The organism is Pseudomonas extremorientalis (genome assembly GCF_024584605.1).
Lineage (GTDB): Bacteria > Pseudomonadota > Gammaproteobacteria > Pseudomonadales > Pseudomonadaceae > Aquipseudomonas > Aquipseudomonas extremorientalis.
On record NZ_CP089519.1, the window covers coordinates 483,929 to 498,920 of the forward strand.

The 14,992-nt window shown below is 62.1% G+C and carries 12 protein-coding genes and 1 pseudogene; 10 read left to right on the forward strand and 3 right to left on the reverse strand.

Annotated features, from left to right (window positions below; genetic code table 11):
* Window positions 1-1,737 (reverse strand): arginine--tRNA ligase, encoded by a 1,737-nt coding sequence (gene argS / locus LUU92_RS02155; RefSeq protein ID WP_092246395.1) that lies wholly within the window; start codon window positions 1,735-1,737, stop codon window positions 1-3.
* Between the two features lie 110 nt (window positions 1,738-1,847).
* Window positions 1,848-4,067 (reverse strand): primosomal protein N', encoded by a 2,220-nt coding sequence (locus LUU92_RS02160; protein ID WP_257103107.1) that lies wholly within the window; start codon window positions 4,065-4,067, stop codon window positions 1,848-1,850.
* 215 nt (window positions 4,068-4,282) lie between these two features.
* Here LUU92_RS02160 and rpmE point away from each other — a divergent pair, with 215 nt between their 5' ends.
* The 3 genes from rpmE (at window position 4,283) to LUU92_RS02175 (ending at window position 6,787) form a co-directional block, all read left to right on the forward strand.
* Window positions 4,283-4,516, forward strand: coding sequence for a 50S ribosomal protein L31 (rpmE, locus tag LUU92_RS02165; RefSeq protein WP_005784030.1), 234 nt, complete (start codon window positions 4,283-4,285; stop codon window positions 4,514-4,516).
* A 14-nt stretch (window positions 4,517-4,530) separates the two neighbouring features.
* Entirely contained in the window at window positions 4,531-5,337 is an 807-nt protein-coding gene (locus LUU92_RS02170) for a thermonuclease family protein (RefSeq protein ID WP_257103108.1), read from the forward strand.
* Between the two features lie 181 nt (window positions 5,338-5,518).
* A complete protein-coding gene (locus LUU92_RS02175) occupies window positions 5,519-6,787 on the forward strand; it encodes a malic enzyme-like NAD(P)-binding protein (RefSeq protein ID WP_071492370.1) in 1,269 nt (422 codons plus the stop codon).
* Between the two features lie 206 nt (window positions 6,788-6,993).
* Here the strand turns inward: LUU92_RS02175 and LUU92_RS02180 are convergent, their stop codons facing one another.
* On the reverse strand, window positions 6,994-9,453 hold the full coding sequence (locus LUU92_RS02180; protein WP_371322039.1) for a penicillin-binding protein 1A: 2,460 nt from the start codon (window positions 9,451-9,453) through the stop codon (window positions 6,994-6,996).
* Window positions 9,454-9,504: 51 nt separating this feature from the next.
* Here LUU92_RS02180 and LUU92_RS02185 point away from each other — a divergent pair, with 51 nt between their 5' ends.
* The 7 genes and pseudogenes from LUU92_RS02185 (at window position 9,505) to aroB (ending at window position 14,986) form a co-directional block, all read left to right on the forward strand.
* Entirely contained in the window at window positions 9,505-9,651 is a 147-nt protein-coding gene (locus tag LUU92_RS02185) for a hypothetical protein (protein ID WP_156682174.1), read from the forward strand.
* 23 nt (window positions 9,652-9,674) lie between these two features.
* Window positions 9,675-10,328, forward strand: a complete 654-nt coding sequence (gene pilM / locus LUU92_RS02190; protein WP_093121363.1) for a type IV pilus assembly protein PilM — start codon at window positions 9,675-9,677, stop codon at window positions 10,326-10,328.
* A complete protein-coding gene (locus LUU92_RS02195) occupies window positions 10,325-10,879 on the forward strand; it encodes a PilN domain-containing protein (protein ID WP_222540834.1) in 555 nt (184 codons plus the stop codon). Before pilM ends, LUU92_RS02195 begins: the two co-directional genes overlap by 4 nt.
* Window positions 10,876-11,841, forward strand: a complete 966-nt coding sequence (locus tag LUU92_RS02200) for a pilus assembly protein PilP (protein ID WP_071492366.1) — start codon at window positions 10,876-10,878, stop codon at window positions 11,839-11,841. The genes LUU92_RS02195 and LUU92_RS02200 overlap by 4 nt, the downstream gene beginning before the upstream one ends.
* 139 nt (window positions 11,842-11,980) lie before the next feature.
* A pseudogene (locus LUU92_RS02205) lies at window positions 11,981-13,237 on the forward strand (type IV pilus secretin PilQ); the annotation flags it as partial.
* 4 nt (window positions 13,238-13,241) lie between these two features.
* Window positions 13,242-13,760 carry a shikimate kinase AroK gene (aroK, locus tag LUU92_RS02210; RefSeq protein WP_003171222.1) on the forward strand — a complete coding sequence of 173 codons (519 nt, stop codon included), beginning with the start codon at window positions 13,242-13,244 and terminating at the stop codon, window positions 13,758-13,760.
* Between the two features lie 125 nt (window positions 13,761-13,885).
* Window positions 13,886-14,986, forward strand: a complete 1,101-nt coding sequence (aroB, locus tag LUU92_RS02215) for a 3-dehydroquinate synthase (RefSeq protein WP_071492365.1) — start codon at window positions 13,886-13,888, stop codon at window positions 14,984-14,986.
* Window positions 14,987-14,992 lie beyond the last annotated feature (6 nt).

Consider the following 14,992-nt stretch of genomic DNA (forward strand, 5'->3'; position numbering starts at 1 on the left):
TTACATACGCTCCAGTGTTTCCAGGCCCAACAGTTCCAGGCCTTGCTTGAGGGTCCGTCCAGCCAGGGCGGCGAGGCGCAGGCGGCTTTGCTTCTGGGCTTCGTCGTCGGCAGTCAGGATCGGGCAGTTCTCGTAGAAGCTGGAGAAGAGGCCGGCGACTTCGTACAGGTAGGTGCACAGGATGTGCGGGGTGCCTTTTTCGCCGACGCTGTTCAGCACTTCGCCGAATTGCGCCAGCTTGGCGGCCAGTTCCTGCTCGTGCGGGGCGTCCAGCACGATGTGCCCTTCAACTTCGCTGAAGTCCTTGCCCAGTTTGCGGAACACGCCGGCCACGCGGGTGTAGGCGTAAAGCAGGTACGGTGCGGTGTTGCCTTCGAAGTTGAGCATCAGCTCGAAGTTGAAGCTGTAGTCGCTGGTGCGGTGCTTGGACAGGTCGGCGTATTTCACCGCACCAATGCCTACCACGCGGGCGATGTTGCGCAGGTCGGCCTCGGCCAGTTCCGGGTTCTTTTCCTTCACCAGGTTGTAGGCACGTTCCTGGGCTTCGGTCAGCAGGTCGATCAGCTTCACGGTGCCGCCGTCACGGGTCTTGAACGGGCGGCCATCGGCGCCGTTCATGGTGCCGAAGCCCATGTGTTCCATGTGCATCGGGTGGGTGACGAAGCCCGCGCGGCGTGCCACTTCGAACACTTGCTGGAAGTGCAGGGCCTGGCGCTGGTCGACGAAATACAGCGCACGGTCGGCCTTGAGCACTCCACTGCGGTAGCGCACGGCCGCCAGGTCGGTGGTGGCATACAGGTAGCCGCCATCGGCCTTGACGATGATCACCGGCAGCGGCTCGCCGTCGGCGGTCTTGAATTCTTCGAGGAACACGCATTGCGCGCCGTTGCTCTCCACCAGCAGGCCCTGGGCCTTGAGGTCGTTGACCACGTTGATCAGGTCGTCGTTGTAGGCGCTTTCGCCCATCACGTCGGCCATGGTCAGCTTGACGTTGAGCAGATCGTAGATTTCCTGGCAGTGCGACAGCGAGATCTCACGGAAACGGTTCCACAGCGCCAGGCATTCCTCGTCACCGGCTTGCAGTTTGACCACCAGGCCACGGGCGCGGTCGGCGAACTCTTCGGATTCGTCGAAGCGCTTCTTGGCGGCGCGGTAGAAGTTTTCCAGGTCCGACAGCTCGTTGCTGGTGATCGGGTTTTCTTGCAGGTAAGCCATCAGCATGCCGAACTGGGTGCCCCAGTCGCCCACGTGGTTCTGACGGATCACGCTGTCGCCGAGGAACTCCAGCACCCGCGCCACGCCATCGCCGATGATGGTGGAGCGCAGGTGGCCCACGTGCATCTCTTTGGCCAGGTTCGGTGCCGACAGGTCGATGACCACGCGCTGCAGCGGGCCGGCCTTGAGCACGCCGATCCTGGCGTCGGCCAGGGCTGCATCCAGGCGCGAAGCCAGGGCCTGGGTGTTCTGGAAGAAGTTGATAAAACCGGGGCCGGCGATTTCGGCCTTGGTGACGCTTTCGTCGGCCGGCAGCGCGGCGATGATTTTTTCCGCCAGGTCGCGCGGTTTCATGCCGGCCGGCTTGGACAGCATCATCGCAATGTTGCTGGCGAAGTCACCGTGGGTCTTGTCGCGGGTGTTTTCCACCTGGATCGCCGGCGACAGGCCTTCAGGCAACACACCTTCGTTGACGAGTTGGGTGAGGGCTTGTTGGATCAGCTGGCGAATGGTGTCTTTCATGGTGTTCTCTTTCGACCGCAAGCGGCGGCGCGCGATGCGCAGGTGGAAAAACTGGGCATTATCCGTGGCGAGGGCGGGCTTGCCAACCTTCGCGGGACCTGTGGCCAGGGTTAATACAAATCTACCGGGTCTACGTCCAACGACCATCGCACTTGCCGGCCGCTGGGCATTTGCTCCAGGGCAAGCAACCAGCTACTTAATAGCCGATGCAGCGGTGCGCGGGAGGTTGCCTGCAAGAGTAGCTGAGCGCGATAGCGCCCGGCGCGGCGCTCCATGGGCGCAGGCACCGGGCCGAGCAGTTCGATGCCGCTCAGACCTGGTTCGCCAAGCAAACGTTCGGCCGCGCTGCACGCTTCATCCAGGAAACCTTCGGCCTGCCCCGGCTTGTGCGCTTCGGCGCGTAGCAGTGCCAGGTGGGAAAACGGCGGCAGGCCGGCGGCGCGACGTTCGCTCAGGGCCTGTTCGGCGAAGGCGAAGTAGCCTTGCTCGGTGAGCTGGATCAGCAGCGGATGGTCGGCCAGGTGCGTCTGGATAATCACTCGGCCTGGCTCCTCGGCACGCCCTGCGCGGCCCGCAACCTGCACGATCAACTGCGCCATGCGCTCGCTGGCACGGAAATCCCCGGAGAACAGCCCACCGTCCGCATCCAGGATCGACACCAGGGTCACCCGTGGAAAGTGATGCCCCTTGGCAAGCATCTGCGTGCCGATGAGGATGCACGGCTGGCCTTTCTGGATGGTGGCGAACAGCTGGTTCATCGCGTCTTTGCGCGACGTGCTGTCACGGTCGACCCGCAGCACCGGGTAATCCGGGAACAGGATGCCCAGGCGTTCCTCGGCGCGCTCGGTGCCTGCGCCGACCGGTCGCAGGTCGACTTTGCCGCACTGCGGGCAATGGCGCGGCACCCGCTCCACATGGCCGCAGTGGTGGCAGCGCAGTTCGCCGTGGCGCTGGTGCACCGTCATGCGCGCGTCGCAGCGCTCGCACTCGGACATCCAGCCGCAGTCATGGCACAGCAGCGTCGGCGCAAAGCCGCGCCGATTGAGGAACACCAGCACCTGCTGGCCAGCGGCGAGGGTCTGGCCGATGGCTTGTTGCATTGGCCCGGAAATACCGCTGTCCAGCGGTCGGCTTTTGACGTCCAGGCGCAGGAAACGTGGTTGCTTGGCGCCGCCCGCCCGTTCGTTGAGGCGCAAGAGGCCGTAACGGCCGGTGTAGGCGTTGTGCAGGCTTTCCAGGGACGGCGTGGCCGAGCCCAGCACAATCGGGATGTCTTCCTGGCGAGCGCGCACCAGCGCCAGGTCGCGGGCGTGGTAGCGCAGGCCTTCCTGCTGTTTATAGGAGCCGTCGTGTTCCTCGTCGATGATAATCAGCCCGGGGTTTTTCATCGGGGTGAACAGCGCCGAACGGGTGCCGATAATAATGTCGGCCTCGCCATCCCGCGCTGCCAGCCAGGACTCCAGGCGCTCGCGGTCGTTGACCGCCGAATGCACCAGCGCGATACGCGCATTGAAACGCTGCTCGAAGCGCGCCAGGGTCTGCGGGCCGAGGTTGATCTCGGGGATCAGCACCAGCGCCTGTTTGCCGGCTTGCAGGGTTTCGCGGATCAACTGCAAATAGACTTCGGTCTTGCCGCTGCCCGTGACGCCGGCCAGCAGGAAAGCGTGGAAGCTGTCGAAGCCTGCTCGGATCGCTTCGTAGGCGGCGCGTTGCTCGGGGTTCAGCGGCAATTCCGGCTGGGCCAGCCAGTGTTCGTGGCGGGCGTCAGGGGCGTGCTTGCGGATTTCCACCTGTACCAGGCCTTTTGCAAGCAGCAGGTCGAGGCTGTCTTTGCTCAGCATCAGCTTGCTCAGCAGTTGATGAGCCACGCCATGGGGATGCTGCGCCAGCGTGGCCAGTGCTTCACGTTGGCGTGGGGCACGGGCGATGCGCGGGTCGTCGAGGCGCGCGCCGGGCACCATCGACCAGAAGCGCTCCTGACGCGCTTCGGCCAGTTCGCCCTGGCGCAGCAGCACCGGCAAGGCCCAGCTCAACGTATCGCCCAGGCTGTGCTGGTAATACTGAGCGGTCCACAGGCACAGCTTGAACAGCGCGGGTGGCAGTGGAGGGGTGGTGTCGAGAATGGCCAGCGCGGGCTTGAGTTTTTCGGCCGGCACTTCGCTGTGGTCGGTGACTTCAACCAGAATGCCGATCATCTCACGCCGCCCGAACGGCACACGCACACGCATGCCCGGTTGCAACTGCGCCCGCAGTACGCCGGCCGGCGCCCGGTAATCGAACAGGCGGCGCAGGGGCGAAGGCAGGGCGAGGCGCAGAATGGCGTCGGGCACGCGAGGAGTCTCATATAAAGGCAGGCGGTGGCGCAGGGGCGGGAGCCTAGCAGAGCCGGGAGGGCTTGGGTATGCCACGGTTTTCTGATGAAAGGAGGTTTTCAGCCAGATGTGCAGCTTGCGTGATTGAAAAGGTCTGGTAGAATCCGCGGCCTAATTACGTGCGGTATTCGACAATAGTGTCGAGTGGCGGCACGCTAGCCCGAGGAAGTGCCATGAAAGCCGATATCCATCCAGCGTACGAAACCATCGAAGTCACCTGCAGCTGCGGCAACAAGTTCGAAACCCGTTCGAACCTGTGCAAGCCACTGGGTACTGACGTATGCAACGAGTGCCACCCGTTCTACACCGGTAAGCAGAAAACTCTGGACACCGGCGGCCGTGTACAGCGCTTCGCAGATCGCTTTGGTGCTTTCGGCAAGAAGCCTGCTGCTACTCCAGCAGAGTAAGGCTCAAAAGCCTTATGGGCTTTTGCCAGCTGTTGAAAAAGGCGTCCCGTGTGGGCGCCTTTTTTGTGCCTGGGATTTGGCTTTCAGTCGCCCAGGCCGACGTGTCGTGCCCCGCGCCGTCCGCCTTGGCCCGGGTGGAGGTGCAACGCGTGGTGGATGGCGACACCGTGCGCCTGAAGGATGGCCGCAGTGTGCGGATGATCGGTCTCAATGCCCCGGAAACCGGCAAGCAAGGCCGCTCCGACGAGCCCTACGCCGTCGCGGCTCGCCAGCGTTTGCAGGTGTTGGTTGAGGCCAGTGGCGGCCGGGTTGGCTTGGTGCCGGGGCGCGAGAGCAAGGACCGCTACGGCCGTACCTTGGCCCACCTCTACAGCGCTGATGGAAAGAACCTTGAGGCGCAACTGCTGGCCGAAGGCCTGGGGTTTCAGGTGGGGGTCGCGCCCAATGTCGATCTTGTCGCTTGCCAGAAAGCTGCGGAGGACAGCGCCCGTGACGCGCGTTTGGGCGTATGGCAGCCGTCACCCGTGCAAGGCGTGGCGCAACTCAAGCAGTCCGGCTTCGCCCTGGTCAGCGGCCGAGTGAGCAAGGTCGAACGCAATCGTGGTGGAATCTGGATCGAGTTGCAGGGTTCACTGGTATTACGCATTGCACCCGAACTCGCCCGCCGGTTCGACTCCGTATTGCTCAGTGGTCTGCAAGGCAGGGCAGTCGAAGCCCGTGGCTGGGTGCAGGATCGATCCAGACGGGGTGGCCGGAAAAACGGCCAGGCACGTTGGTTGCTGCCGCTGACCGACCCCAGCATGCTCAAATTGGCTGATTAATAAAAAATTGTAGACATTTTTTTATTCGATTGTGAACAGTTAACCCCTTGTATCCCGTGGCCTTAGACCAAAGTACGGCGCTTTGGGGCCTTGACACCTGTGACTACCCAGTCTTGTAGGGACTTTGCGACACGCGTATCCTCGGCGGTCCGTCGACCAACAGTAAAAGCGGAATGCCGATATGTCTGATTTGAAAACTGCCGCTCTCGAATATCATGCCCACCCTCGTCCAGGAAAGCTGAGTGTAGAGCTCACCAAGGCCACTGCCACCGCCCGCGACCTGTCGCTGGCCTACAGCCCTGGTGTTGCCGAGCCCGTACGTGAAATCGCCCGCGACCCCGAACTGGCGTACAAGTACACCGGCAAAGGCAACCTGGTTGCAGTGATTTCCGATGGCACCGCGATTCTCGGCCTGGGCAACCTCGGTCCATTGGCCTCCAAGCCAGTCATGGAAGGCAAGGGCGTGCTGTTCAAGCGCTTTGCCGGCATCGACGTTTTCGACATCGAAGTCGACTCCGAAAGCCCGCAGGCTTTCATCGACACGGTCAAGCGCATTTCCATCACCTTCGGTGGCATCAACCTGGAAGACATCAAGGCACCTGAGTGCTTCGAGATCGAAAAGGCCCTGATCGAACAGTGCGACATTCCGGTATTCCACGATGACCAGCACGGCACCGCGATCGTTACCGCGGCCGGCATGATCAACGCCCTGGAAATCGCCGGCAAGACCCTGGCTGACGCGCAGATCGTCTGCCTGGGCGCCGGCGCTGCGGCCATCTCCTGCATGAAGTTGCTGGTGAGCATGGGCGCCAAGCTGGAAAACATCTTCATGGTCGACAGCAAGGGCGTGGTCCAGTCCGAGCGTACCGACCTGAACCAGTACAAGGCGATGTTTGCCCACGCCACCGACAAGCGCACCCTGGCTGACGCCCTCGACGGTGCAGACGTGTTCGTCGGCCTGTCCGGCCCGAACCTGCTGAGCGCCGAAGGCCTCAAGTCCATGGCGGCCAACCCGATCGTGTTCGCCTGCTCCAACCCGGACCCGGAGATCTCGCCGGAACTGGCTCACGCCACTCGCAGCGACGTGATCATGGCCACCGGCCGTTCGGACTACCCGAACCAGGTCAACAACGTACTGGGCTTCCCGTTCATCTTCCGTGGCGCCCTGGATGTTCGCGCCAAGCGCATCAACGAAGAGATGAAAGTGGCTGCCGCCAATGCCCTGCGTGAACTGGCCAAGCTGCCGGTGCCTCAGGACGTGTGCGACGCCTACGGTGGCGCCAAGCTGGAATTCGGTCGTGAGTACATCATCCCGAAACCAATGGACAAGCGCCTGATCACCCTGATCTCCGATGCCGTGGCCAAGGCCGCCATCGAGACCGGCGTGGCCACCCTGCCGTATCCGAAGCACTACCCGCTGAAAAGCGTGGATGATGTGTTCAACGGCTAAGCCGTTGTAGCGCACCCACAAAAAGCCCCGGCTCTCGCGAGTCGGGGCTTTTTTGTGGCGATTCACTTGGGCCTTGTGGAGACCCAAGTGTGGGAGCGGGCTTGCCCGCGATAGCGATGGATCAATCAGCTCATGTGGCGCCTGACACACCGCAATCGCGGGCAAGCCCGCTCCCACATTGAATCTGTTTCAGGCCATAAATCTCACTAGAACAGATCGATCGGCGCCGCCTCATCCGCCGGCAGCGGGCTACCCGGTGCAACGCCATTGCCCAGCTCATTGACCGATGGCGGCGTGTCTTCGCTCTTGAACAGTTCGAAGTACGCATTCGGTGTGCTTGGCGAGGCCGCACGGCCACTGATCGGGTCGATGCGCAGGCTGAGGATGCCTTCCGGCTCCGGCTGGGTGTGCGGCGGCTTGTCCTTCAAGGCTGCGCCCATGTAGCTCATCCAGATCGGCAGTGCGACGGTGCCACCGAACTCGCGGCGACCCAGGCTTTCCGGCTGGTCATAGCCGGTCCACACGGTGGTCACGTAGTCGGCGTTGTAGCCGGAGAACCAGGCGTCCTTGGATTCGTTGGTGGTACCGGTCTTGCCGGCGATGTCTGGCCGGTTCAGCGCCAGGGCGCGGCGGCCGGTCCCCTTCTTGATCACATCTTCCAGGATGCTGTTGAGAATATAAGTGGTACGGCCGTCGACAATACGCTCGGCAACTGCCGGCGCCTGTGGCTCCGCCGGGGTACCGTTGGCGGCCTGCGTCGTGCCTGGGGTCGGCTCGATGGTGATGCCGCCATTGCTCGGTGCTGCCAGGCCATCCGTCGCTGCCACGCCGTTGACCACGTCACCCGGCACGCGTGGTGGGTTGGCGGTGAACAGGGTGTCGCCGTTGCGGCTTTCGATCTTGTCGATCAGGTACGGTGTGATCTTGTAGCCGCCGTTGGCAAAGGTGCTCCAGCCGGTGGCGATTTCCATCGGTGTGAGGGTCGCTGTGCCCAGGGCGAGGGACAGGTTGGGCGGCAGGTCTGACTTGGCGAAACCGAAGCGCGTCATGTAATCGATGGTCTTGCCCACGCCCATTGCCTGCAGCAAGCGGATCGACACCAGGTTACGCGACTTGTACAGCGCTTCGCGGATGCGGATCGGGCCAAGGAAGGTGTTGGTGTCGTTCTTCGGGCGCCAGACCTTGTCCAGGTACTCGTCGACAAACACGATGGGTGCATCGTTGACCAGGCTGGCGGCGGTGTAGCCGTTGTCCAGCGCGGCGCTGTAGATGAACGGCTTGAAGCTCGAGCCCGGTTGGCGTTTGGCCTGGGTCGCGCGGTTGTAGTTGCTCTGCTCGAACGCGAAGCCACCGACCAGGGCACGGATTGCACCGTTCTGCGGGTCCAGCGACACCAGTGCGCCCTGGGCCAGCGGCACCTGGCTGAACTTGAGGCTGTCGTCCTTCTGGCGTTGTACGCGGATCAAATCGCCCACCTGCGCCACGTCCGACGGTTGCTTGGGCATCGGGCCCATGCTGTTGGTGTTCAGGAACGGGCGCGCCCACTTCATGCTGTCCCATGCCACATGGGCTTCGCCGGTGCGGGTCAGGACCTGCACGCCATCTTTTTTCACCTGGGTGACGATGGCCGGCTCCAGGCCGCTGATCGCACGCTGTTTGCCCAGCTCGGTGGTCCATGCGCTCAGGGTCTTGCCCGGCAGGCGTGATTCGGGGCCACGGTAGCCGTGACGCTGGTCATAGGTGATCAGGCCGGAATGCACCGAATTATTGGCGATATCCTGCAAGTCGCTCGGCACGGTGGTGGTCACGCGGAAACCTTCGGTATACGCCTCGCTGCCGTAGCGGCCGACCATCTCGGCGCGCGCCATTTCGGCGATGTAAGGGGCGTTCACTTCCGGCGTCGGCACGTGGTAGCTGGCATTCAACGGCTCGGCGATGGCGCTTTCGTAAGCGGCCTGGTCGATCTTGCCCAGCTTGTACATGCGCCCCAGGATCCAGTCGCGGCGCTCTTTGCTGCGCGCCGGGTTGGCCAGTGGGTTGAAGCGTGAGGGCGCCTTGGGCAGGCCGGCGATCATGGCCATCTGCGCCAGGCTGGCGTCACGGATGGACTTGCCATAGTAGACCTGCGAGGCCGCCTCGATCCCGTAGGCGCGGTTGCCCAGGTAGATCTTGTTCACGTACAGCTCAAGGATCTCATCCTTGGTCAACTGGCGTTCGATTTGCAGCGCCAGGAGGATCTCGGTGGCCTTGCGCGAAAAGCTGCGCTCGCTGGTCAGGAAGAAGTTCTTCGCCACCTGCATGGTGATGGTGCTGCCGCCGGATTGAATGTGTCCGCTTTTTACCAATTGCGTGGCCGCACGCACCAGGCTGCTGGGGTCGACGCCATAGTGGTTGGCAAAATTATCGTCCTCGGCCGAGAGCAGGGCGCTGATGAAATTGGGTGGAATATCGGCAAAACGGATCGGTGTGCGGCGCATTTCGCCGAACTCCGCGATCAGTTTTTCATCGCTGCTGTAGACCCGCAAAGGAATCTGCAACTGGATACTTCTGAGAGCCTCTACGGAGGGCAAACCCGGACTAAGGTAGAGGTAGGCCCCGCTGAGCACGAGCAGCAGCCCGCAAACGATGGCGACAATGGAGTACCCGAAAAACTTCAGCAGACGAATCAAGGCTTTTGGATTTCCAGAGAAAAGAATGGGTTAGGCGTCGGGGCTTGCATGGCAATCGATGGATCGACCCGAGCTGCAGATAAAAAGCGGCAAAAAACGCTGGGCATTAAAGCATTTTTCGACTTGGGGCGTCATTCGCACCTGCTCAACAAGTCGACCGAATGCATGGCGCCCGGCGGCAATCAGGCGGTATGACAGGCAAAGCTTTAGGGAGTTTTATGGGAAAAGGATTTTTCACGGGAAAACTCGATACCCTGCTGGGCGTCGACATCAATGACACGGCAATCCGGCTGGTGGAGCTGGGCCGTTCAATCACGGGTTACCACATTCGGGCCTATGTCACCCAGGCATTGCCGGTACGCTCGGTGGTGGACGGCACATTCCTGGATCTCGAAGGCGTGGGACGCACCTTGCGCAGTGCGTTGTCGCGAATGGCAACATCGGTCCGTGGTGCTGCCGCTGCGGTATCCGGGCCCTCGGTGATCACGCGCATAATCGAGATGGAGGCTGGGCTCACCGACGATGAGATGGCCTGGATGATCCAGATGGAGGCAGACCAGTACATTCCTTATCCATTGGATGACGTGGCCATCGACTTTCAAGTGCGCGGGCCGACCGCCCTGGACCCAGGTCGTGTCGAGGTGCTGCTGGCGGCGTGCCTGAAGGAACACGTCGAGGCACGGGAGGCGGTTCTGGCGCTGGCCGGGCTGGTGCCGAGGGTGGTCGATGTCGAAGCGTTTGCATTGGCGCGCGCATGCAGTCAGGATTTCGCCAGCTTCACGCCGGGCCATCGAGTCGATGGTGCACAATGGGCCGTGGACGCCCACGGGATGGGAATTGCTTGCGGGTTGGCCCTGAGGAGTTTCGCTTGAAGACACGAATCAACCTTTTGCCTTGGCGCCAGGCGCTGGCGGAGCGGCGACGCAAGTACCTGCTGGCGTGCCTGCTGGCGTTCGCCTGCGCGGCGCTCGCAGCCGTGTGGCTGGCGGACCAGGTGATCGACCAGGCCATTGACCGGCAAGTGACCCGTAATGACCATCTGGGCAAACAAATCACCGGCCTGGATTCGCGCATCAAGACCATCGATGACCTGCAGGAGCAAAGCCAGCAGTTGGCGCAGCGCATGAAGGTTGTGCAGGACCTGCACGACTCCCGCTCGTCCGGTGCGCAATTGTTGGATCAGTTGGCGCGCGCAGTACCCGACGGTGTCCATCTGCATGAAGTGGTGGCGAAGGGCGATACGGTGAGTATCAGCGGCAGTGCCGAGTCGAGCCAGGATATCGCCCAACTGATGCGTCGCCTGGAGGCTGCGCAAGGCGCCCACTCCACGCGGTTGCAACAGGTGCGAACCGAGGGCGCGCGTGGCAACAACGAATTCCAGCTGATGGTGCGACAGGGCGAGCCTTCCGAGGCGCGACCTTGAGCCCGTTGAGGCTCAATCTTTCTGCACTCACTCACAACGCTGCAAAATGGCCCCTACCTGGCAAGGCCCTGTTGGGCTGTGCGCTGGCGAGCCTGATATTTGTGGTGGGTGACCTTGTGTACCTGAGCCCGTCGCGTCAGCGGCTAAGCCAGGTCGAGGTGCGGGAAGTGGCCCTGCAACAGCAAGTCGCTCAAAAGACGGCCATGGCTGCCCCCCTTGAGGCGCGCACGCAGCAGCTCCAATTGATGCAGGCGAAAGCCGATGAGCTTTTCCGGGCGTTGCCGGGAAAATCCGAAATGCCCGGCTTGCTGGAAGACATCGCGCACTTGGCATTGGCCAATGGTCTGGTGGTCGAGAGTGTCACGCCGTTGGACGAACAGTCCCAGCCGTACTATCACGAGCAGCCGGTACAGGTCGGCGTGGCAGGGGCTTACCACGACCTGGCGACGTTCCTGAGTAGCTTGGGTGGTCTGGTGCGAATCGCGACGGTGCACGATGTGGTCCTGCGGCGGGATGGCAAGCTGCTGCGCCTTGATCTGCTGGTCAAGAGCTACTGGCAGCCGGGCGGCGTGGGAGGCGGTCAGGCCCGCCAAGGGCAGCCCTTTGTCTACGAGGCTTGCGGGCTGCGCGACCCTTTTCAGCGGCTTGCCGTTCAGGTCGATCACCTACCTGGGCGGCCGGCCCGTGCGCCAGATCTCGCCCGGCCACGCGCAGCCCTGGAAAGCCTTGCGCTGGACCAGTTCGAAATGGTCGGCACGCTGTCCCGCGGGTCGCAGGTTTTCGCCTTGCTGCGTGCGGCCTCCACGGTGCATCGCCTGGCGGTCGGTGACTATGTGGGGCCGGACCATGGCCGGGTCACGGCCATCCATGAGCGTCACATAGAGCTGGTCGAGCTGTTTCCTGATGGTCAGGGTGCATGGCTGGAGCGCCCGCGAACCCTGGTGTTGAACGTCAACTCATAACGGAATCGAATCAATGAAAAGGATTTTCTTGTCCTTCGGTGTGGCGCTATGGATAGCGTTCACGGCGCCGATGGCTGTTGCTGTGCCCAATCGTGTAGACCTGATCCAGTTGCCACCGCCTGGCAGCGCCACGTCGAGCGCTTACACCGGCGACAAGCTGAACCTCAACTTCCAGAGCATCGAGTTGCGCACCGCGCTGCAGCAGATTGCCGATGTGGCGGGCCTCAATCTGGTTGCCAGCGACGATGTGCAGGGCTCGATCACCCTGCGTCTTAAGGATGTGCCTTGGGATCAGGCGTTGGACCTGGTGCTGCAAGCCAAGGGCCTGGATAAGCGGGTAAAGGCCGGTGTGTTGCTGGTCGCGCCCGCCGAGGAGTTGGCCGCGCGTGAGCTGCTGACGCTGGAGTCGCGCAAGCAAATGGCCGAACTGGCGCCGTTGCGTCGGGAGCTGCTGCAGGTCAATTACGCCAAGGCGGCGGACCTGGCCAAGTTGTTTCAGTCAGTCACGGGCCTTGAGGGCGTCACCGATGAGCGTGGCTCGGTGGCGGTGGATGATCGCACCAACAACATCATCGCCTATCAGACTGGCGAGCGGCTTGAGGAACTGCGCAGGATCGTGGCGCAACTGGATGTGCCGGTGCGCCAGGTCATGATCGAGGCACGGATTGTCGAGGCGAATGTCGATTACGACAAAAGCCTGGGCGCGCGCTGGGGTGGGCGGCTGACTCGCGGCAACTGGGGCGCGGGTGGCATTCCCAAACCTCTGCCTGAAGGCGCGGAGCCGCCGGAAAACCCACCCAGTTCACCTTTCGTGGACTTGGGGACACTCAACGGCACCTCGGGCTTGGGCATCGCCTTTATCACCGACAACCTGCTGCTGGACCTGGAGCTCACCGCCATGGAGAAAACCGGTAACGGCGAAATCGTCTCGCAACCCAAGGTGGTCACGTCCGACAAGGAAACCGCACGCATCCTCAAGGGCACCGAGATTCCCTACCAGGAATCCAGCTCCAGCGGCGCCACCTCGGTGTCGTTCAAGGAGGCCTCGCTGTCGCTGGAGGTCACCCCGCAAATCACCCCTGACGACCGCGTGATCATGGAGGTGAAAGTCACCAAGGATGAGCCCGACTATCTCAATAAACTCAACGACGTGCCGCCGATCAAGAAAAACGAGGTCAACGCCAAGGTACTGGTCAAGGATGGCGAGACCATTGTCATCGGCGGGGTTTTCTCCAATACCCAAAGCAAAGTGGTAGATAAAGTGCCATTTTTGGGCGATGTGCCGTATCTTGGCCGCCTTTTCCGGCGCGATGTGCTGGCGGAGAAAAAATCCGAGCTGCTGGTATTCCTGACTCCGCGTATTATGAATAACCAGGCGATTGCTGTGAGTCGTTGATTCTGTGCGAAATTTGATTCTTGTAGGACCGATGGGCGCTGGAAAAAGCACCATCGGCCGTTTGCTGGCCAAAGAGCTGCGCCTGCCGTTCAAAGATTCCGACAAGGAAATTGAATTGCGCACGGGTGCCAATATCCCATGGATCTTCGATAAGGAAGGCGAACTGGGCTTTCGTGACCGCGAGCAGGCGATGATTGCCGAGCTGTGCGGCTGCGATGGCGTGGTATTGGCGACCGGTGGTGGCGCGGTGATGCGTGACGAGAACCGTCGCGCGCTGCATGCCGGTGGCCGCGTGGTCTACCTGCATGCGTCGGTCGAGCAGCAAGTGGGCCGTACCGCCCGTGATCGCAATCGCCCGTTACTGCGCACGGCCAATCCGGAGAAAACCCTGCGGGATTTGCTGGCGCTGCGCGATCCGCTGTATCGGGAAATTGCCGATCTGGTGGTGGAAACCGATGAGCGGCCACCCCGGATGGTGGTCCTCGACATTCTTGAGCGCCTGCAACGGCTGCCACCCCGTTAAAGCCAGGCCCGAAATGCGCTATTCTCGGCGGCGCGCCAACACCTCCCAAGGTGTGGCGTAGAGCCATCAGGCAGCGTCAGTGTTTGGCGTTACCGGTCGTCAATACATCTTCAACGCGGGGACACATGCAGACACTTAAGGTCGATCTAGGCGAGCGAAGCTACCCGATCCATATTGGCGAAGGTCTGTTGGACCAGACCGAGTTGCTCGCACCGCATATTGCCGGGCGGCAAGTGGCGATCATCTCCAATGAAACGGTCGCGCCGCTGTATCTTGAGCGTCTGAGCCGCAGCCTCGCGGCGTACTCCGTTATTTCTGTGATCCTGCCCGACGGCGAGGCCCATAAGAACTGGGAAACCCTGCAACTGATCTTTGATGGCCTGCTGACTGCACGTCATGACCGCCGTACTACCGTGATCGCCCTGGGCGGCGGTGTGATCGGCGACATGGCCGGCTTTGCAGCGGCCTGCTACCAGCGTGGCGTGGACTTTATCCAGGTGCCGACCACCCTGCTGTCCCAGGTGGATTCGTCGGTGGGCGGCAAGACCGGCATCAACCACCCGCTGGGCAAGAATATGGTGGGCGCGTTCTACCAGCCGCAAGCCGTGCTGATCGACACCGCGACTCTCAACACCTTGCCGCCGCGTGAGCTGTCGGCGGGTCTGGCGGAAGTCATCAAGTACGGGCTGATCTGCGACGAACCGTTCCTGACCTGGCTGGAAGAGCACGTCGACGCCTTGCGCAATCTCGACCAGGCGGCCCTCACCGAAGCCATTTCCCGATCCTGTGCCGCCAAGGCACTCGTGGTGAATGCCGACGAACGGGAGTCCGGCGTACGGGCCACCTTGAACCTGGGTCACACCTTCGGCCATGCGATCGAAACCCACATGGGCTATGGTGTGTGGTTGCATGGGGAAGCCGTTGCGGCTGGCACCGTGATGGCACTGGAGATGTCGCAGCGCCTGGGCTGGATCAGTGCCCAGGAGCGTGACCGTGGCATCCGCCTGTTCCAGCGCGCCGGTTTGCCGGTGATTCCGCCTGAAGAGATGACCGAGGCAGATTTCCTCGAACATATGGCAATAGACAAGAAAGTGATCGACGGTCGACTGCGACTGGTGCTGCTGCGCCACATGGGCGAAGCGGTGGTGACCGACGATTATCCGAAAGAGATTTTACAGGCCACGCTGGGAGCGGATTACCGCGCCCTGGCCCAGCTTAAAGGTTAATAAGAT